The organism is Sinorhizobium glycinis (assembly GCF_001651865.1).
In the GTDB taxonomy this organism is placed as follows: Bacteria; Pseudomonadota; Alphaproteobacteria; order Rhizobiales; family Rhizobiaceae; genus Sinorhizobium; species Sinorhizobium glycinis.
The window spans coordinates 97,579-115,370 of the sequence record NZ_LPUX01000061.1 but is presented as its reverse complement, the minus strand read 5'-3'; the positions used below and the strand labels follow the sequence as shown (position 1 = coordinate 115,370).

Here is a 17,792-nt window from a genome sequence, read left to right as displayed (position 1 = left end):
AAATGTTAAGGAACGGTATTGAAGCGAAGTTGAACGGCTGGGCCGGCACCTTCGGCGCGTGCGCCTTTGCTCGGCTGGATCGCCGACCGGCGCCTCCAACATCGCTGGAGAATCGACCTTTGACAGATTAGCGGCGTCAGCTTGACGAGGCATCCGCAAGGGTTCCCGCGGCGCCGCTCTAAACAAGTGTGCGCGATTGCCCCTCACCCTCACCCTAACCCTTACCCTTACCCTAACCCTCTCCCCGTTTTGACGGGGAGAGGGGACTGAGGCTGCGCCGCGCGTCCCCTTCGCCCCGCTTGCAGGGAGAAGGTGGCCGGCAGGCCGGATGAGGGGCAACGACTCTGGAATGAGCTCCGCGGCCGAGCCGAAAGCCGGGTTCTCTAGCCGAGCGTGCCGATCAGTTCGCGATAGGCGGCCTCGGGGAAGGCCTTTAACGTGCGGGTGCGCACATTGCCGTATGTGCCCAGCGTCAGCGCGAAGCGAGCGGCCACCGCATCATCCGGCGCCTCGCAGATTGCGACCATGTCGTATTCGCCCATGGTGAGATAGAAGTCCTTGAAGGAGCCGCCCATTTCCTCAAGCACCTTTCTGGCCGCGTCCAGCCGTTTCGGCGACTCGCGCACGGTCCTGATACCTTGGTCGGTCCAATTGAGGAGTACGACGTAAGTGGTCATCTCACACCTCCCGCAGAGCAACCCGCCCTCGAAGGAGAGCGTCCAAGATGCTCCGGTTCAAGAAAGGCTAGAGCGCTTCTCACGCATACGAAGTCCGGCGCTCTAAGGCACGGTGGACGCCTGCGGTGCAACTACTTCTCTCGCACTGCAACCAGTGCCCCTTTCGCTGCAAGCTGCGAAGTATAATCCCGCGGTCTGGACCGAACAAGGTCGACCGATGATGGGGGCGGATACGGAAAAGCCGGGCGCTGAGCCCGGCTTTCATGACTGTCTCTGAAAGGGTGTTCGCTCAGCTGTCCAGGAACGAGCGGAGCTTGCGCGAGCGGCTCGGATGCTTGAGCTTCCTGAGCGCCTTCGCCTCGATCTGACGAATGCGTTCGCGGGTCACCGAGAACTGCTGGCCGACCTCCTCGAGCGTGTGGTCGGTGTTCATGCCAATGCCGAAACGCATACGCAGCACACGTTCCTCGCGCGGCGTCAGCGAGGCGAGGACGCGCGTCGTGGTCTCGCGGAGGTTTGCCTGGATCGCCGCGTCGATCGGCAGCAATGCATTCTTGTCCTCGATGAAATCGCCGAGATGCGAATCCTCCTCGTCGCCCACCGGCGTTTCGAGCGAGATCGGTTCCTTGGCGATCTTCAGGACCTTGCGCACCTTCTCGAGCGGCATGGCGAGCTTTTCGGCCAGTTCCTCCGGCGTCGGCTCGCGGCCGATCTCGTGCAGCATCTGGCGCGAGGTGCGGACGATCTTGTTGATCGTCTCGATCATGTGCACCGGGATGCGGATGGTGCGGGCCTGGTCGGCGATCGAGCGGGTGATCGCCTGCCGGATCCACCAGGTGGCATAGGTCGAGAACTTGTAGCCGCGGCGGTACTCGAACTTGTCGACCGCCTTCATCAGGCCGATATTGCCTTCCTGGATCAGATCCAGGAACTGCAGGCCGCGGTTCGTGTACTTCTTGGCGATGGAGATGACGAGACGCAGGTTCGCCTCGACCATCTCCTTCTTGGCAATCCGCGCCTCGCGCTCGCCCTTCTGCACCATCGAAACGATGCGGCGGAACTCGGCAATGGAAATGCCGGTCTCGGTGGCGAGGTTCTGGATCTCCTGGCGGATGTCGCGGATCGTCTGGTTCTCGGCCTTGGCAAACTCCTTCCAGCCCTTGCCGGCGAGATTGCTGATCGACTTCATCCAGTTCGGATCGAGCTCGGCGCCGGAATACTGTTCGAGGAAGGAGTCGCGCTTGACGCCGTAGGATTCGGCAAGACGCAGCAGCCGCCCCTCATTCTGCATGAGCCGCTTGGAAATGTCGTAAAGCTGCTCGACCAGTGCATCGATGCGGTTCTGGTTGAGCGACAGGGACTTAACCGCCTTGATCAGCTCGTCCTTCAGCTCCTTGTAGCGGCGCTCCTGCGCCGGCGAGAGCGTGCCGGTCGCGGCCAGACGCGCTTCCACCTGCTGGTCCTGCAGCTTGCGCAGCTTCTTGTAAGTCTCGGCGATGATGTCGAGCGTTTCCATCACCTGCGGGCGCAGTTCCGCTTCCATCGCGGCGAGCGAGAGGTTCGATTCGTCGTCGTCCTCTTCCTCCTCCTCGACGGGCTGGCCCTCGCCTCCGACATTTGTGATGTCGTCGTCATTGGCCGGAACCCGCGACTTGCGGACCTTCTCCTTCTCCTCGGCCGCCTTGCGGTCGGCCTCGATCTTTTCCGGGCTCTGGAACTGCGGGGCGGCTTTGGCCTCGGGGCCGGAATAGGTGGTCTCGAGATCGATGATCTCACGCAGCAGCGTCTGGCCCTCGTTCAGTTCGTCGCGCCAGATGATCAGCGCCTGGAAAGTGAGCGGGCTTTCGCATAGACCTGCGATCATCGTTTCGCGGCCGGCCTCGATACGCTTGGCGATGGCGATTTCGCCTTCGCGGGAGAGAAGCTCCACCGAACCCATCTCGCGCAGATACATGCGCACCGGGTCGTCGGTGCGGTCGGTCGGCTCCTTCTTCTTGCCGGTCGCCAGCGCCGTGCCACTGACCGTTGCGAGTTCGCCGCCTTCGCTGTCGCCGTCATCGCCGCTGTCTTCGTCGTCGCCGCCGGCTGCTTCCTCAGCTTCCTCGTCCTCGATGACGTTGATGCCCATGTCGGAGAGCATGGCCATGGTGTCTTCGATCTGCTCGGAGGTGACTTCCTCGGAAGGCAGGACGGAATTCAGTTCGTCCATCGTCACATAGCCGCGCTTCTTGGCGGCCTTGATCATCTTCTTGACAGCGTCGTCGGAAAGATCGAGAAGCGGACCGTCCGGAGTGCCTTCGCGTTCAACGTCTGCTTCTTCGTTTTCTTTGACTTTTGTTGCCATTTACTCGTCGCTTTCCTTGTCGCAACCGGCGTGCTCCCGGTGCCCAATGCCGCTCGGGGGTTCGGGCGCGCCGCGCACCCGCCACCGACTCATTTCCCCTGACGTAACGGGATGATGTTTAATTCCTGATTAACCACGAGAGCGATCGCGGTTGAGCGGGCAAGCTTCGACAGTCCTGCCACTGAATCGTCTCTGGCATGATTCCCTATCCGCCGTACCGTGTCGCCATTTCTGCTTGAAATGGTGATTCCCAGAATTTTTGATCCCGTCAAGCATTTCCGGTGAAAAACCGCGCAAATCGGCAAAAAACGGTACTCGACGGGGATTTCTCACCGTTCACCAGGGTTGCTCAAGATGTAGGAGCGCCCTCTTAAAAGACAAGGGGCGCAGGCGTTTTCCGGGATCGCTGGCGCCGTCCCATTTCGGGATGCAACCTGCGGCCGCATCACAGCCAATCCATCACCACCTTGCCGGAATTGCCGGAGCGCATCGCCTCGAAGCCGTCGCGGAACTCGTCGATGCCGATGCGGTGGGTGATGATCGGCGCGAGATCGAGCCCGCCCTGGACGAAGGCGATCATCTTGTACCAGGTCTCGAACATTTCGCGGCCGTAGATGCCCTTCAAGTTGAGCATCTTGAAGATCACCTTGTTCCAGTCAATCTCGAAACCGGCCGGTGCAATGCCGAGAATGGCAATCTTGCCGCCATTGTTCATCTTGTCGATCATGTCGCGGAACGCGGGCGCGGCACCCGACATTTCGAGCCCGACGTCGAAGCCTTCGGTCATGCCGATCGACCGCATCACATTGGCAAGGTTCTCTTTCGAGGCATCGACGACATGGTCGATCCCGACCTTGCGGGCGAGGTCGAGGCGCACCGGATTGATGTCGGTGATCACCACCTTGCGCGCGCCCGAGCGCTTGGCGACCAGCGCACCCATGATGCCGATCGGCCCGGCACCGGTCACGAGAACGTCTTCGCCGACGAGATCGAAGGAGAGCGCCGTATGCACGGCATTGCCGAAAGGATCGAAGATGGCGGCGATCTCGTCCGGCACGTCGTCCGGGATCGTGACGACATTATATTCCGGCAGGCAGACGAACTCGGCGAAGGAGCCCGGCCGGTTGACACCGACGCCGAGCGTGTTGCGGCAGAGGTGTCCCCTGCCCGCCCGACAATTGCGGCACTTGCCGCAGACGATATGGCCTTCGCCGGAAACCCGTTCGCCCACGTGGTGCTTGGTGACCGCCGAGCCGACCTCGGCGATCTCGCCCATGAACTCGTGACCGACGACCATCGGCACGGGAATGGTCTTCTGCGCCCACTGGTCCCAGTTCCAGATATGGACGTCGGTGCCGCAGATCGCCGATTTCTTGACGCGGATCAGGACATCGTTGGGCCCGACCTCCGGCACCGGCACGCGTTCCATCCAGAGCCCGACTTCCGGCTTCGTCTTGACCAGCGCCTTCATCATATTGGTCATTGCAGTGTCCTCGCTCCCCCGCGTCCCGCGGTTCCTCCGATTGCCCCTCTCCTCGGGTTTAACCCGAGGAGAGGGGCAGCGTGTCAAATCACTCCCAGCTCCCGGCCGACTTCTTCGAACACCGCGATCGCCCGCCGCACGTCCGCCTCGCTGTGCGCCGCCGACATCTGGGTGCGGATCCGCGCCTGCCCTCTCGGCACGACCGGGAAGGAAAAGCCGATGACGTAGACGCCCTTTTGGAGCATGCGCGCCGCCATTTCCTGCGCCAGTGCCGCATCGCCCAGCATGACCGGAATGATCGGGTGCCCCTCGCCGGCGAGCGTAAAACCGAGCTTCGACATCTCGGCCCGGAAGAGCGCCGCATTCGCATAAAGCCGATCGCGCAGCTGATCGCCGTTGTCGATCAGCTCGAACACCTTGAGAGATGCAGCAGCGATGACAGGCGCCAAGGTATTGGAGAAGAGATAGGGCCGCGAGCGCTGCCGCAGCCACTCGACCACCTCGGCCTTGGCCGAAGTGTAGCCGCCCGAAGCGCCGCCGAGCGCCTTGCCGAGCGTGCCGGTGATGATGTCGACCCGACCTTCGACGCCGCAATGCTCCGCCGAGCCGCGGCCATGCTTGCCGACGAAGCCGACCGCATGGCTGTCGTCGACCATCACCATCGCGGCGTATTTCTCCGCCAGATCGCAGACGCCCCTGAGGTTGGCGATGATGCCGTCCATCGAGAAGACCCCGTCGGTGGCAATCAGCTTGAAGCGGCTGCCCTCGGCCTTCTTCAACTCCTCCTCCAGCGCCGTCATGTCGTTATTGGCGTAGCGGAACCGCTTCGCCTTGGAGAGCCGCACGCCGTCGATGATCGACGCGTGGTTCAACGCGTCCGAGATGATTGCGTCTTCCTCTCCGAGCAGCGTCTCGAACAGCCCGCCATTGGCATCGAAGCAGGAGGAATAGAGGATCGTATCCTCCATGCCGAGGAAGGAAGAGATGCGCGCCTCGAGCTCTTTGTGCTCCTCCTGGGTGCCGCATATGAAGCGCACCGAGGCCATGCCGTAGCCGTAGCGGTCGAGCGCCTTCTTGCCGGCCTCGGCAAGCTCCTCGTTATCGGCGAGGCCGAGATAGTTGTTGGCGCAGAAGTTCAAGACCCTTTCGCCGGAAGCGACTTCGATCTCGCCCGACTGCTTTGAGATAATGACGCGCTCCGACTTGTAGAGCCCGGCCGTTTTCAATCCGTCGAGTTCCGAACGCAGGTGGGAAAGGAAGGCAGTGGTCATGGCAGCCGCTTTCGAATAAAGGGGTTTGTATAGACAAGTAGCACGATGGCTAGCGACGCACAGCAATTTCTCGCTGCATTGTCGAGGCGAAACGCGCGGGATTCAAGCAACTTCCGCGCCGCAGACGCGGCGCTGCTGGATCCCTGTGACAAGCAAGCACAGGGATGAGGGAGTGCAAATCGACACCCCAAACCCGCCTCATCATAAGTAATGTCTTTTTCGGGAACGCCTGCCCTTCTCAGCCCCCGCCCTCAAACGCATCGATGACCGCCAGAAAAGCCTCTCCATATCTCTCCCGCTTGCTCTCGCCGATCCCCGGTATGTCGAGGAGGTCGTCAAAGTCGCGCGGACGCTGCTTGGCGAGCGCGATCAAGGTCGTGTCCGGGAAGACGACATAGGGCGGGACGTTCAATTCCTTGGCGATCGAAAACCGCTGCTCCCTCAGCTTCTCGAAAAGCTCGCGGTCCGAGCCGGCGAGATCCGACCGGTCGCGGGCGGCCGATTTCTGGCCGCGGGCCGCCTTGGCCGATGCTGGCCGATCCTTGCGGAAGAGCACCTGCCTCTCGCGCTTGAAGACCGCGCGCGCTTCCGGCTCGAGCTTCAGCGCCCCGAAAGCGGCGTGATCCACAGTAATGAGCCCAACGGCCAGCAATTGCCGGAAAACCGATTGCCATGTGCGCGCCGGCAGGTCCTTGCCGGCCCCGAAGACCGGCATGTCCACATGGCCGAAGCGCTCGGTCTTCTCGTTGACCGCTCCCACGAGCACGTCGATAACATGGCCGGTGCCGAACCGCTCGCCGGTCCGGTAGACGGCGGCGAGTGCCTTGATCGCCGCTTCGGTGCCGTCCCAGGTTTCGACCGGCTTCAGGCAGGTGTCGCAGTGGCCGCAGCGGCCGGGATGCGTCTCGCCGAAATGCGCGAGGATCGCCTGCCGCCGGCAACCGGCCGTTTCGCAGATCGCCAGCAGGGAATTAAGCTTCGCCCGTTCGATGCGTTTGATCTCGTCCGGCGCCCCGCCCTCGTCGATCATGCGCCGACGCTGGATGACGTCGGCCATGCCATAGGCCATCCAGACTTCCGATGGCAGGCCGTCACGCCCTGCCCTTCCCGTCTCCTGGTAATAGGCCTCGACCGAGCCGGGTAGGTCGAGATGCGCGACATAGCGCACGTCCGGCTTGTCGATCCCCATGCCGAAGGCGACGGTCGCCACCAGGCAGAGATTTTCCTCCTTCAGGAAGGCATCCTGATGCCGATCGCGCAAAGCTCGATCCATGCCGGCATGATAGGGAAGCGCACGGATACCCTGCTCGTTCAGCCACTCCGCCGTGTCCTCGACCTTGGCGCGCGACAGGCAATAGACGATGCCGCTCGAATCCTTGAAGCGCGACAGGAACCGCAGGAGCTGCTGGCGCGGCTGGTCGCGTTCGACGATCTCGTAGGCGATGTTCGGCCGGTCGAAGCTGGAGGAAAACACTCGCGCGCCTCGGAGCGCCAGCCGCTCGATGATGTCGTCGCGCGTGTGCGGATCGGCGGTGGCCGTCAGCGCGATGCGCGGCACGCCGGGAAAGCGCACGGCCAGACAATCGAGGCCGCGATATTCAGGGCGGAAATCGTGCCCCCATTGCGAGACGCAGTGCGCCTCGTCGATCGCAAAGAGCGCGATATCCATGTCGGCGATCATTTCGGCGAAACCATCGGTAACCGCACGCTCAGGCGTGACGTAGAGGAGATCTAGCGCCTCCGCCGAGAGTGCCCTGCGGACGGCGATCGCCTCGTCGCGGCTAAGCGAGGAGTTGAGCGCGGCGGCACGAATGCCGAGCTGTTTCAGCGCCTCCACCTGATCGCGCATCAGGGCGATCAGCGGCGACACGACGATGCCGACGCCCTTGCGGCACAGCGCCGGGATCTGGAAGCAGAGCGACTTGCCGGCCCCGGTCGGGAAGAGCACGACTGCATCGCCGCCCGCCACCACCTGTTCGATGACGGCCTGCTGCTGGCCGCGGAAGGCGGAATAGCCGTAGATACGTTTGAGAATGTCGAGGGGGTTACGGGAGCCCTTCGCTTCGAAGAGGCGCGCGGCGTCGTGGTGATCAGCCATGGAATTGCCTTCGTCGGACACCGGGACTTGGAAGGGCCGGAGCAAAGCCTTCGACGCGCCCCTCCCCAACCCCTCCCCACAAGGGGGAGGGGCTAGGCGCATGCGGCGCCGGCCTGCCCCTTTCCAGCCGCTCGCGTCTGGCGAGAGGCTTGAGGCAGGGGCGAAAACGGGGCGGCTCGGGTTGCCCCTCCCCCTTGTTGGGAGGGGTTGGGGAGGGGTGGGCAGATGAACGGAACCCTAGGGAGGACATCACCGCGCCGCTGGCCCCTTCACCCGTCCGGAAAGCACGCCGAAGCCTTCGATGATGGCTTCCTGGTTCTCCAGCCGGGTCACTTCCAATTGAACCTCCTGCAGCGTCCGCAACAGCTGCGGCACGGCCTCGAGATCGCCTTCCTCGGTGGCGTGTGCCAGTTCCCTTTCGAGCTCCCGGCGCTGCCAATTGAGCGCCTTGGTGCGCTTGTGAAGCGCCAGCGCCTGCAGATAGCCCTCGCGCGCGTCCTCGGGCGCAGCCGCCGTCGTCGCGGTCCACAGTCGCGCATAGCGAATCTGCTGGTCGAGCGCGCCGATCAAGGCCCCGAAACCCTCCGCCTCCAGTTGCTCGACAAGCCCTTCCCGTGTCAGCCGTGGGCCGTTTGCCGCTGCCGCGTTCAAAACCGCCGCCCAGCAACGCTGCAGGTCGCGATGGTCGAACTCGATCGTCGAGATCTCGTCATACTCGTCGAAAAGCAGTTGCGGATGGTTGACGATCGTCAGCGCAAGGACGCTTTCGCGCAGCGAGGGTGCGGCCTGCTGACCGCTGACGAGCGAGGAGCGCGCCAGCCGGTCTGAGATCGTGGTCGGGCCGGCGTTCCGGTCGCCGCCCGCAGGGCGAAAGCCGCCTTGCCGACCGCCACGATCTCGCCCACCCCGCTCGAACGGCCGCCGCTCGCCCCTGAACGGTGCGCTCCCCTGCAGAAAGGCGTTCAGCCGGTCGCGCATGTCCTGGCCGTAATGGCGACGCACGCTCTCATCAGCGACGACCGAGGTCACCTGCCGCAGCCGCGCTTCGAGTTCGGCGCGTTTTTCCGGCGTGTCGAACCCGCCGCCCTGAACCTCGCGCATCCAGACCATGTCGGCCAGCGAGCGGGCATTGGCAAGCACCTTGTCGAACGGCTCGCGCCCCTCATGACGGACGAGATCGTCCGGATCCTTGCCATCCGGCAGCAGTGCAAAACGGACGGAACGGCCGGGCTTCAGATGCGGCAGCGCCAGGTCGACGGCGCGGTTGGCCGCGCGGATGCCGGCGCCGTCGCCGTCAAAGCAGAGCACCGGCTGGGGCGTCATCTTCCAGAGGAGATCGAGCTGGTTCTCGGTGAGCGCCGTGCCGAGCGGTGCCACCGCATTCTCGATGCCCGCCTGGTGCAGCGCAATCACGTCCATATAGCCTTCGACGGCGATGATCGTGCCACTTCCATCCGGCCCTTGCGAAGCGCGGCGGGCGCGCGCGAAATTGAAGAGCACGTTGCCCTTGTGGAAAAGCTCCGTCTCATTGGAGTTCAGATATTTGGCCGGCGCATCGGCCGACATGGCCCGCCCGCCAAAGGCGATCACCTTCTCACGCGCCGAATGAATAGGAAACATGATCCGGTCGCGGAAGCGATCATAGGAGACCGGCACGTCCGGCCCATGCACGACGAGGCCGCACGCCTCGATCTGCTCCTTGCCGGCGCCCTTGCCGGCGAGAAATTCCTTCAATGCATTGCGGCTGTCGGGCGCATAGCCCAGCCGGAACGTCTCGATCGTGCGGCCGGTCAGTCCGCGCTCGCGCAGATAAGCACGCGCCTTCGCGCCGGTCGCCGCTTGGAGCTGGTCCTGAAAGAACTGCGTCGCCAGTTCCATGACGTCGAGAAGGCTCGTGCGCTCCCTCTCCCGCCGCTCGGCCTGCGGGTCCGGCTGAGGCATGGCGACGCCCGCCATATCGGCGATCTGCTGCACCGCCTCGGGAAAGCTCAGGCCTTCGAGATCGGTCAGGAAGCGGAAATGGTCGCCGGAAACACCGCAGCCGAAGCAGTGATAGCGACCCTTGCGGTCCTCGCAATGGAAGCTCGGCGACTTCTCGCCGTGGAAAGGGCAGCAGGCCCAGTAATCGCCGCGTGACACATTGGTCTTGCGCCTGTCCCAGGTAACGCGCTTGCCGACCACGTCCGATATCGGAACGCGGTCGCGGATCTCGTCAAGGAAGGACGGTGAAAAGCGCATGGATAGCCGATACCCCTAGGCGGCGACCCATACAAGCAATATGGCGAGCGGAAGTTTCCGCGGCGACCCGCGGTGCCCGCTATTCACAGGGAATTGGTACCGGCTTTCGGACGGTACGCCCACGGATGCGTGGATGACCCGGACTACTTCAGCAGTTCCTTGAGGATGCTGGAAGCCTTGGCGAAATCCATCTGGCCGGGGTAACGCTCCTTCAAGGCGTTCATGCACTTTCCCATGTCGCGCAAGCCTTGGGCTCCCGTTTCCTGAATGATGGAAACGCAAAGCTCCCGAACCTTCTCCTCGGAGAACTGCTCGGGCAGGAACTCGTTGATGATGGCGATTTCCTGCCGCTCCTGCTCGGCAAGCTCCGGGCGGCCACCCTGGTCGTAGACGCGGGCCGATTCCTCGCGCTGCTTGATCATCTTGGCGAGGATCTGCATGATCTCGTCGTCGCTGGCCGGACCCTTAATTTGGCCGCGGTTGGCGATGTCGCGGTCCTTGATGGCCGCCTGGATCAACCGAACGGTCGAAGTGCGCCGGGAATCCCTGGCTTTCAGCGCTTCCTTCAGGGCGTTTGCGAACTGCTCGCGCATCTCTGTCTCCATGCCGAAACCGGCCCCGGCTGCGTGCGTCCGGACCCGTTCGTTTGCCTCATTGTTGTCATCGTCTTAAACCAGTGCGGCAGCCACAATCAAACCTAATACGCAAGCGATTGAATTATAATGAACTTTATTTCCGGACAATTCACAGCGGCCGGTTGACCCGCAAAAGGCCTTTGTCTATTTTCCGGCACCTGCACGAACATCGGCATGAACCTCTTTCTCGCGGGGCTTCCGCGCGCCATGCCGCATGCAATCTGAAATGGGGCTGAACCGACCGGCTTTGAAAGCCGCGCCTTCTGCCGCAACGGGATAGGAACGATGACCGCGACACCCGCATGGACAACCCAGAAACCCACCGCCCTGCTCGTTCTGGCCGACGGCACGGTGATCGAAGGCAAGGGCATCGGCGCGACCGGCAAGGTTCAGGCCGAGGTCTGCTTCAACACGGCGCTGACCGGGTATCAGGAAATCCTCACGGACCCTTCCTATCTCGGCCAGATCGTCACCTTCACCTTCCCGCACATCGGCAATATCGGTGCCAATGACGAGGACATCGAGGATCTGACGCCCGCCGCCCGCCATGGCGCCGTCGGGGTGATCTTCAAGGCCGATATCACCGATCCTTCCAACTATCGCGCCGCCAAGCACCTTGATGCTTGGCTGAAGGCGCGCGGTGTCATCGGGCTCTGCGGCATCGACACGCGTGCCCTGACGGCCTGGATCCGTGAGAACGGCATGCCGAACGCCGTCATCGCCCATGATCCGGCCGGCGTCTTCGACATCGAGACGCTGAAGGCCGAAGCAAAGGCCTGGAGCGGCCTCGAAGGGCTCGATCTCGCCAAAGTCGCGACCTCCGGTCAGTCCTATCGCTGGAACGAAAAGCCCTGGGTGTGGAACGAAGGCTACTCGGCGCTCGGCGAAACCGACGCGGCCTACCATGTCGTGGCCCTCGACTATGGCGTCAAGCGCAACATTCTCCGCCTCTTCGCCGGCCTCGACTGCCGGGTCACCGTCGTTCCGGCCGAGACGAGCGCCGAAGAGGTCCTGGCCCTGAAGCCGGACGGCATCTTCCTGTCGAACGGCCCGGGCGATCCGGCCGCGACCGGCAATTACGCGGTGCCGGTTATCAAGGATCTGCTGAAGAGCGACATTCCGGTCTTCGGCATCTGCCTCGGTCACCAGATGCTGGCGCTGGCGCTTGGCGCCAAGACCGAGAAGATGCATCAGGGCCACCACGGCGCCAACCATCCGGTGAAGGACCACACGACCGGCAAGGTCGAGATCGTCTCGATGAACCACGGCTTCGCGGTCGATTCGAAGTCGCTGCCGGAAGGCGTTGAAGAGACTCACATTTCTCTCTTCGACGGCACCAATTGCGGCCTGCGCTTGAGCGGCAAGCCGGTCTTCTCGGTCCAGCATCACCCGGAAGCCTCCCCCGGCCCGCAGGACAGCCACTATCTCTTCCGCCGTTTCCTGAACCTCATCCGCGAGAAGAAGGGCGAACCGGCGCTCGCCGAGCGCTGAGAGCAGTCGCGCGTGTCTGGCTGCCGGAGGAGAACCCCCTCTGGCCTGCCGGCCATCTCCCCCACAAGGGGGGAGAGTACGCGCGGCTGCCGATCGCTCCGAAACGCGCCTGCAACCGGACCCTCATGCCCACAAGCGGAACCCTCAATTGAGCCACCGAGGGCGCCCCGTCGATTCTCCCCCCTTGTGGGGGAGATGGCCGGCAGGCCAGAGGGGGTATTGCCGCCGAGTCCCGCTAGCATCGAAATAAAAACTCGCAATTTTAACGACTTGGCATCTCGCCCCGAATCAAAATCCGAGCACAAAAAAGCCCGCCACGACGGGCGGGCCCCTGAGCAGTGAAATTGCTGCTCTTACTTGCAGGCGGCGCAGAAGCGCTGAATGCGGCGGCATGCTTCCTCGAGCAGCTCCTCGGAGGTCGCATAGGAGATGCGGAAGTTCGGGCCGAGTCCGAAGGCGGAACCATGCACCACGGCAACGCCTTCCGATTCCAGAAGCTCGGAGACGAAGTCCTCATCGGTCTCGATGACTTTTCCCGAGGGCGCCGTCTTGCCGATCAGCCCGGCGCAGGAGGGATAGACGTAGAAGGCGCCTTCCGGCGTCGGGCAGGAAATGCCCTTGGCCTGGTTCAGCATCGAGACGACGAGATCGCGCCGGCCCTGGAAGATCTCCTTGTTGCGCGGGATGAAATCCTGCGAGCCGTTCAGCGCCTCGACGGCGGCCCACTGCGCGATGGAGGTCGCACCGGAGGTCTGCTGGCCCTGGATCATGTCCATCGCCTTGATGAGTTGCAGCGGGCCGGCGGCATAGCCGATACGCCAGCCGGTCATCGCATAGGCCTTGGAGACGCCGTTCATCGTCAGGGTGCGGTCGTAGAGGCCAGGCTCGACCTCGACCGGCGTCGCGAACTTGAAGTCGCCATAGGTCAGGTGCTCGTACATGTCGTCGGTCAGCACCCAGACATGGCTGTGCTTCATCAGCACGTCCGTCAGCGCCTTGAGCTCCTCATGCGAATAGGCGGCGCCCGACGGGTTCGAGGGGGAGTTGAAGACGAACCACTTGGTCTTCGGCGTGATCGCCTTGTCGAGATCCTCGGCCGTGAGCTTGAAGTTGTTTTCCTGCGTCGTCGATACGAAGACCGGCGTGCCGCCGCAAAGCGCCACCATTTCCGGATAGGAGACCCAGTAAGGTGCTGGGATCACGACTTCATCGCCCGGGTTGAGCGTCGCCATGAAGGCGTTGAAAAGAATCTGCTTTCCGCCGGTGCCGACGATCGTCTGCGCGGCGGTGTAGTCGAGATTGTTCTCGCGCTTGAACTTCTTGGCGATCGCTTCCCGAAGTTCCGGAATGCCGGAAACCGGCGTGTACTTCGTCTCGCCGCGGTTGATCGCGTCGATCGCCGCCTGCTTGATGTTGTCCGGCGTGTCGAAATCCGGCTCCCCTGCTCCGAGGCCGATGACGTCGCGGCCTTTCGCCTTCAGCTCGCGGGCTTTCTGCGAAACGGCAATGGTGGCGGAGGGCTTTACACGGGAAAGGGCATCGGCAAGGAAGGCCATGGTGTGAGGTCCTGATCGTTTCGAAACGGGCGTGAGACGCTACGGAACGGAAGATCGGGCTCCATAGCGGTTAGGTCTATGTCGAAAGACGTCCGGTCTTGCAAGCGTTCGGCTGAGAAAAACGGCCCCCGAGCCGCGCAAAATGCATCACCATGACAAAGTTTCATCAGTGCGATCCCGAGAATCGATGCAGACGGCCCGCCTCCGTTCACGCCCTGCCCCAAGCCGCGGCCATTCGCCTCGCCGGAGATTCCCGCACCCCGATGAGCGACGGCACTTCGGCCGCAATATGTCGCTCCTCCTTGCCTCGGAGAAGCAGCGATCCTCGCGCGTCTTTGCGCTGCCCTTAATTCGCCACGATAACTGTCGCGGAGCGCCGCAATTCCGTCCTTCAAGAGCCGATATCCAGGCGTCATCTCACCGAATGCGAACGCATTGGCATGTGGGGGTGCGCTCATGTTTCTCGATGACGAAATCGCTTCGACGCGAACAGGCCGCAAAGAGGCGCGCTGCGGGGTCTATCTCGCGCTCGCGGCTCTCGCAGTCTGCATGGTGATGATCTTCGGCCTGGTAGTCGAGGCGACGGCCCAGGCGGCCGAGACCAAGCGGGAACAGCAATCCGGCGCAGAAGCGAAGCTTGTAACGGTCGCCATTGCCGACCCCGCGTCGGCGGCTCCGACGGCGTCGGCAGGTCTCGATCGACCCCAGATGCGGGCGGACGGTGACCGGCAGATCCTCGTCGGCACGACGCTGCTTGCCGCCGCGCTCACGGCCGGCACCACTTTCGTCGCGGGTCACCAGATCGCCGCCTTCAGCAGGGCGAGAAGCAGGCGCCATGGCCGATAACGAAGACGACCCGCCTGAACAACGCGCCGGTTTCCTTGCCCGGCTTTCGGCCACCGAGACGATCATCGTGGCGATCATCGCCATGATTGCCCTTGCCGGCCTGATGTTGCTCGGCAAGGGTTTTTACGTGAAAGCCAAGGCCGAGCTTTTCGCGGCGGAGAAGCTCATGGCAAGGAATGTCGTTGGCTGAGATCGGTAGGCAGAGCCCTACCCCCGCGTTTATTGAGAGCTGAATGACACGCTCATTGCCGCTCACACCTCCGATAAAGCTGTTTTGATCGGATTTGACTTGAAGCGAGGCCGGCTGGGCACCAATTTCTCTCCTGGTCGGTACAGCCAAGTCTGGTTCCGCAGGCGTGCCCCCGGAATACAGGAGCGTCGAATCGCAATGCGGCCCGTGCATTGGAGAAAAACCAGATTGAGCGAGATCCGCGCGATGCTCGCTCTGGCCGCGGCCCTGTTCCTATCCGCCGCTCTGCCTGCCGCTGCACAAGAGGCTCGGGAATTCCAGACACAGACGGGAACCGTCCTTGTCGAAACCCTCACGCGCGGGCTTCAATATCCCTGGGCGGTCGAGGTCTTGCCTGACGGCGCGCTGATCGTCACCGAGCGGCCGGGCCGCCTCCGCATCCTCCGCGACGGCAAGCTCTCCCCTGCGATAAGGGGTGTTCCGGACGTCGCCGAATATGGCCAGGGCGGGCTGCTCGACGTTGCCCTCGACCCGCAATTTCCCACGAACCGCACCCTTTTTCTCACCCTTTCCGCCCGCGGAGACGGTGGATATGGCACCGTTCTCGTGCGGGCGGCGCTCTCCGCTGACGAGCGGAGGTTGGCGGACGTCAAGGAGATCTTCCGGATGAACCGGTTCACGCGGGCCGGCCAGCATTTCGGCTCGCGCATTGCCATCGACAGCGACGGCAGCCTTTTCTTCGGCATCGGCGATCGCGGCGATGGCAAGCGGGCCCAGGATCCGCGCGACCATGCTGGAGCCATCCTGCACATCGATGCCGATGGTTCCATCCCGGCCTCCAACCCCTTTCATGGCGGCACCGAGGGCCGAGCGGAGATCTGGTCCAAGGGGCACCGCAACCCCCAAGGAATTGCCTTCGACCCAGCCGACGACAAACTCCTGACCGTCGAGCACGGGGCCCGCGGCGGCGACGAAGTGAACAGCCCGCAGCCGGGCAAGAATTATGGCTGGCCGGTGATCACCTACGGAAAGGACTATTCCGGCGCGGAGATCGGCGAAGGTACCGCCAAGGAGGGTATTGAGCAGCCGCTCTATTATTGGGATCCCTCGATCGCTCCCGGCGCGATTGCGGTCTATCGCGGCAACATGTTTCCCGAATGGAACGGCAACCTGCTGATCGCCGCGCTGAAATACCAGTTGCTGGCGCGGCTGGAGCGCGACGACACTGGCGCGATCACTTCCGAGGAACGGCTTTTCGACGGCGAGTTCGGCCGCATCCGCGATGTGGTCGTCGCACCCGACGGCGCACTGCTCATGGTGACCGATGAGCAGGATGGAGCCGTTCTCAGGGTATCGAAGGCGCCGACCCAGTGAGGCCCCGCCTCTATCGCGGCTGCATCGTCACCTTCGCAGCGATGCTGGTCGTCGAACTCGCGCCTCGCGAAGCGGCGTCAGCGGGTGGCAGAAGCGGCCGCTTGAGCCTACAATAATAGCTAGGCCGGACAACCAAGCTGGACTTACTATATTACTTATTACTGTTCGCGCCGCTCTACTTTGCCCCAAAATGGATCAGCGAGCGACGGCGGCAAGCGGACGCTCATTTTCTTTGTATTTTTTCTGCAAAGCCATAGGCCGGTTTGGCCGCCGATCAGCTTCCCGCGAAGGATGAGACTTATCATAGGGTTGCGACTCGCATCCGGAATTGCCCAACAGAAAGGCATGCTCGACAGCGACACGAATTGGCGCAAAAAATCCACTGCGCTGACGTAACTGTCCAAAAAGCTGTGGATTCAACAGCTTGCGGGGCATCCGGAACCTCATGGGCCAAAGCGCGAATTGACCTGTTTTTGAGCAATGAGAAGACTCAATACCTCGCCGGAAAAGTTTTGCTTGCCAATTCAAAATAAACTGATCACTCTTACTGTGTTCGGGCAATCTGCGAACGCGGGAAGATCTTGAAATAAATTGCGGGCCGGAGACGCAATCCACTCCGGGCGGAGAATCAGGGGAAGAGCCATTGCCAACCTTCCCAGGGTTCATCGCGATAACAGGACCCTTTCCTCAATTGTCGAGAAATGCCTGCCCCACGCCCTTCTGGGCAAAACTGTAATGCCACCCCTCGACCGGGTGGAGAGAAAAGGACCTGACGCATGGCCGAAACTGGCACTGTAAAATTCTTCAACACCGACAAGGGCTTTGGCTTTATCAAGCCTGAAAACGGTGGCGCGGATATCTTCGTACATATTTCAGCCGTGCAGGCCTCCGGCCTGAGCGGACTGAGCGAAAACCAGAAAGTCTCCTTCGATACCGAGCCGGATCGCCGCGGCAAGGGCCCGAAGGCGGTCAACCTGCAGATCGTCGGCTAACGCCGCCTCTGTTACCGGTTAAGTTTTGCAGCCCGGCATTTTTGCCGGGTTTTTTCGTTCAGGCTCCGTTCAGTTTGGGCTATATAGAGTTTGTTCATCATGAAAGCCGGGCCTCCAGTCCGGTTCCCCATGCACAGGATTGAAGCCCATGAATAAGTTCATCAAAGCAGCCGTTCTCTCGGTCGCCGCCGCCGCCCTGGTTCTCCCGACCTTCGGCACTGCGCAGGCAGGCGACAACGATGATGCGTGGGCGGCAGGCGCAGTTGGCCTTGTAACCGGCACGCTGATCGGCGGCGCGATCGCCTCGCAGCCGCGCTACTACCACGAGCCGGCCTATATCGATCCGGAGCCGGAATACTATGAGCCGCGTCCGGTCTACCGGGCCCGCCCGGTTTATCGTCGCGTCGTGGTCGAAAACTATGGTCTCGAGCCCTGGACGCCTGCCTGGTACCGCTATTGCTCGCAGCGCTACCGCTCATTCGATCCGGAGAGCGGCACCTTCATCGGCTATGACGGCCGCAGCCATTTCTGCACTGCCGGCTGATTACAACGTCAAAGACACCGAAAAACCCCGCGGCTCGATCGAGGCGCGGGGTT

15 protein-coding genes are annotated in these 17,792 nt (G+C 62.6%); 6 read left to right on the top strand and 9 right to left on the bottom strand.

Going from position 1 to position 17,792, the window contains the following annotated elements:
* Positions 1-383: 383 nt before the first annotated feature.
* The 7 genes from AU381_RS16105 to AU381_RS16075 all read right to left on the bottom strand — a co-directional run bounded on the left by AU381_RS16105 (position 384) and on the right by AU381_RS16075 (position 10,704).
* Positions 384-677 carry a GYD domain-containing protein gene (locus tag AU381_RS16105; RefSeq protein ID WP_064242760.1) on the bottom strand — a complete coding sequence of 98 codons (294 nt, stop codon included), beginning with the start codon at positions 675-677 and terminating at the stop codon, positions 384-386.
* Between the two features lie 289 nt (positions 678-966).
* On the bottom strand, positions 967-3,021 hold the full coding sequence (gene rpoD / locus AU381_RS16100; RefSeq protein WP_064242759.1) for an RNA polymerase sigma factor RpoD: 2,055 nt from the start codon (positions 3,019-3,021) through the stop codon (positions 967-969).
* A 445-nt stretch (positions 3,022-3,466) separates the two neighbouring features.
* Positions 3,467-4,504: an L-threonine 3-dehydrogenase gene (tdh, locus tag AU381_RS16095; protein WP_064242758.1), complete on the bottom strand. Its 1,038-nt coding sequence runs from the start codon at positions 4,502-4,504 to the stop codon at positions 3,467-3,469.
* A gap of 83 nt (positions 4,505-4,587) precedes the next feature.
* Complete coding sequence (locus tag AU381_RS16090) at positions 4,588-5,775, bottom strand: glycine C-acetyltransferase (protein ID WP_064242757.1); 1,188 nt, start codon at positions 5,773-5,775, stop codon at positions 4,588-4,590.
* Positions 5,776-6,013: 238 nt separating this feature from the next.
* Positions 6,014-7,873, bottom strand: coding sequence for a DNA helicase RecQ (gene recQ / locus AU381_RS16085; protein WP_064242756.1), 1,860 nt, complete (start codon positions 7,871-7,873; stop codon positions 6,014-6,016).
* Positions 7,874-8,122: 249 nt separating this feature from the next.
* Complete coding sequence (dnaG, locus tag AU381_RS16080; protein ID WP_064242755.1) at positions 8,123-10,111, bottom strand: DNA primase; 1,989 nt, start codon at positions 10,109-10,111, stop codon at positions 8,123-8,125.
* A 143-nt stretch (positions 10,112-10,254) separates the two neighbouring features.
* A complete protein-coding gene (locus tag AU381_RS16075; protein WP_064242754.1) occupies positions 10,255-10,704 on the bottom strand; it encodes a GatB/YqeY domain-containing protein in 450 nt (149 codons plus the stop codon).
* Between the two features lie 327 nt (positions 10,705-11,031).
* Between AU381_RS16075 and carA the strand changes: the two genes are divergently transcribed.
* Positions 11,032-12,237: a glutamine-hydrolyzing carbamoyl-phosphate synthase small subunit gene (carA, locus tag AU381_RS16070; RefSeq protein WP_064242753.1), complete on the top strand. Its 1,206-nt coding sequence runs from the start codon at positions 11,032-11,034 to the stop codon at positions 12,235-12,237.
* Positions 12,238-12,590: 353 nt separating this feature from the next.
* Here carA and AU381_RS16065 read toward each other — a convergent pair whose 3' ends face one another.
* Entirely contained in the window at positions 12,591-13,793 is a 1,203-nt protein-coding gene (locus AU381_RS16065) for a pyridoxal phosphate-dependent aminotransferase (RefSeq protein ID WP_064242752.1), read from the bottom strand.
* A 456-nt stretch (positions 13,794-14,249) separates the two neighbouring features.
* Here AU381_RS16065 and AU381_RS16060 point away from each other — a divergent pair, with 456 nt between their 5' ends.
* The 3 genes from AU381_RS16060 (at position 14,250) to AU381_RS16050 (ending at position 16,203) form a co-directional block, all read left to right on the top strand.
* Positions 14,250-14,639, top strand: coding sequence for a hypothetical protein (locus AU381_RS16060; protein WP_064242751.1), 390 nt, complete (start codon positions 14,250-14,252; stop codon positions 14,637-14,639).
* Entirely contained in the window at positions 14,629-14,829 is a 201-nt protein-coding gene (locus tag AU381_RS16055; RefSeq protein ID WP_064242750.1) for a hypothetical protein, read from the top strand. Before AU381_RS16060 ends, AU381_RS16055 begins: the two co-directional genes overlap by 11 nt.
* A gap of 198 nt (positions 14,830-15,027) precedes the next feature.
* On the top strand, positions 15,028-16,203 hold the full coding sequence (locus AU381_RS16050; RefSeq protein ID WP_064242749.1) for a PQQ-dependent sugar dehydrogenase: 1,176 nt from the start codon (positions 15,028-15,030) through the stop codon (positions 16,201-16,203).
* Between the two features lie 195 nt (positions 16,204-16,398).
* On the opposite strand, the gene AU381_RS29775 is transcribed toward AU381_RS16050, so the two are convergent.
* On the bottom strand, positions 16,399-16,638 hold the full coding sequence (locus tag AU381_RS29775; RefSeq protein ID WP_156528615.1) for a hypothetical protein: 240 nt from the start codon (positions 16,636-16,638) through the stop codon (positions 16,399-16,401).
* A gap of 341 nt (positions 16,639-16,979) precedes the next feature.
* On the opposite strand from AU381_RS29775, the gene AU381_RS16045 reads away from it, so the two are divergent.
* Together AU381_RS16045 and AU381_RS16040 are read left to right on the top strand one after the other, a co-directional pair.
* Positions 16,980-17,195: a cold-shock protein gene (locus tag AU381_RS16045; RefSeq protein ID WP_037415073.1), complete on the top strand. Its 216-nt coding sequence runs from the start codon at positions 16,980-16,982 to the stop codon at positions 17,193-17,195.
* Between the two features lie 148 nt (positions 17,196-17,343).
* Positions 17,344-17,739, top strand: a complete 396-nt coding sequence (locus tag AU381_RS16040; RefSeq protein ID WP_064242748.1) for a BA14K family protein — start codon at positions 17,344-17,346, stop codon at positions 17,737-17,739.
* The last annotated feature ends 53 nt before the right edge of the window (positions 17,740-17,792 follow it).

Bases quoted from the DNA above. Each gene is read 5' to 3' on its own strand.
- rpoD (WP_064242759.1), bottom strand. From the start codon at position 3,021: ATGGCAACAAAAGTCAAAGAAAACGAAGAAGCAGACGTTGAACGCGAA.
- AU381_RS16065 (WP_064242752.1), bottom strand. From the start codon at position 13,793: ATGGCCTTCCTTGCCGATGCCCTTTCCCGTGTAAAGCCCTCCGCCACC.
- dnaG (WP_064242755.1), bottom strand. From the start codon at position 10,111: ATGCGCTTTTCACCGTCCTTCCTTGACGAGATCCGCGACCGCGTTCCG.
- AU381_RS16075 (WP_064242754.1), bottom strand. From the start codon at position 10,704: ATGCGCGAGCAGTTCGCAAACGCCCTGAAGGAAGCGCTGAAAGCCAGG.
- AU381_RS29775 (WP_156528615.1), bottom strand. From the start codon at position 16,638: ATGCCCCGCAAGCTGTTGAATCCACAGCTTTTTGGACAGTTACGTCAG.
- AU381_RS16060 (WP_064242751.1), top strand. From the start codon at position 14,250: ATGTTTCTCGATGACGAAATCGCTTCGACGCGAACAGGCCGCAAAGAG.
- AU381_RS16090 (WP_064242757.1), bottom strand. From the start codon at position 5,775: ATGACCACTGCCTTCCTTTCCCACCTGCGTTCGGAACTCGACGGATTG.
- carA (WP_064242753.1), top strand. From the start codon at position 11,032: ATGACCGCGACACCCGCATGGACAACCCAGAAACCCACCGCCCTGCTC.
- recQ (WP_064242756.1), bottom strand. From the start codon at position 7,873: ATGGCTGATCACCACGACGCCGCGCGCCTCTTCGAAGCGAAGGGCTCC.
- tdh (WP_064242758.1), bottom strand. From the start codon at position 4,504: ATGACCAATATGATGAAGGCGCTGGTCAAGACGAAGCCGGAAGTCGGG.
- AU381_RS16055 (WP_064242750.1), top strand. From the start codon at position 14,629: ATGGCCGATAACGAAGACGACCCGCCTGAACAACGCGCCGGTTTCCTT.
- AU381_RS16105 (WP_064242760.1), bottom strand. From the start codon at position 677: ATGACCACTTACGTCGTACTCCTCAATTGGACCGACCAAGGTATCAGG.
- AU381_RS16040 (WP_064242748.1), top strand. From the start codon at position 17,344: ATGAATAAGTTCATCAAAGCAGCCGTTCTCTCGGTCGCCGCCGCCGCC.
- AU381_RS16050 (WP_064242749.1), top strand. From the start codon at position 15,028: ATGCGGCCCGTGCATTGGAGAAAAACCAGATTGAGCGAGATCCGCGCG.
- AU381_RS16045 (WP_037415073.1), top strand. From the start codon at position 16,980: ATGGCCGAAACTGGCACTGTAAAATTCTTCAACACCGACAAGGGCTTT.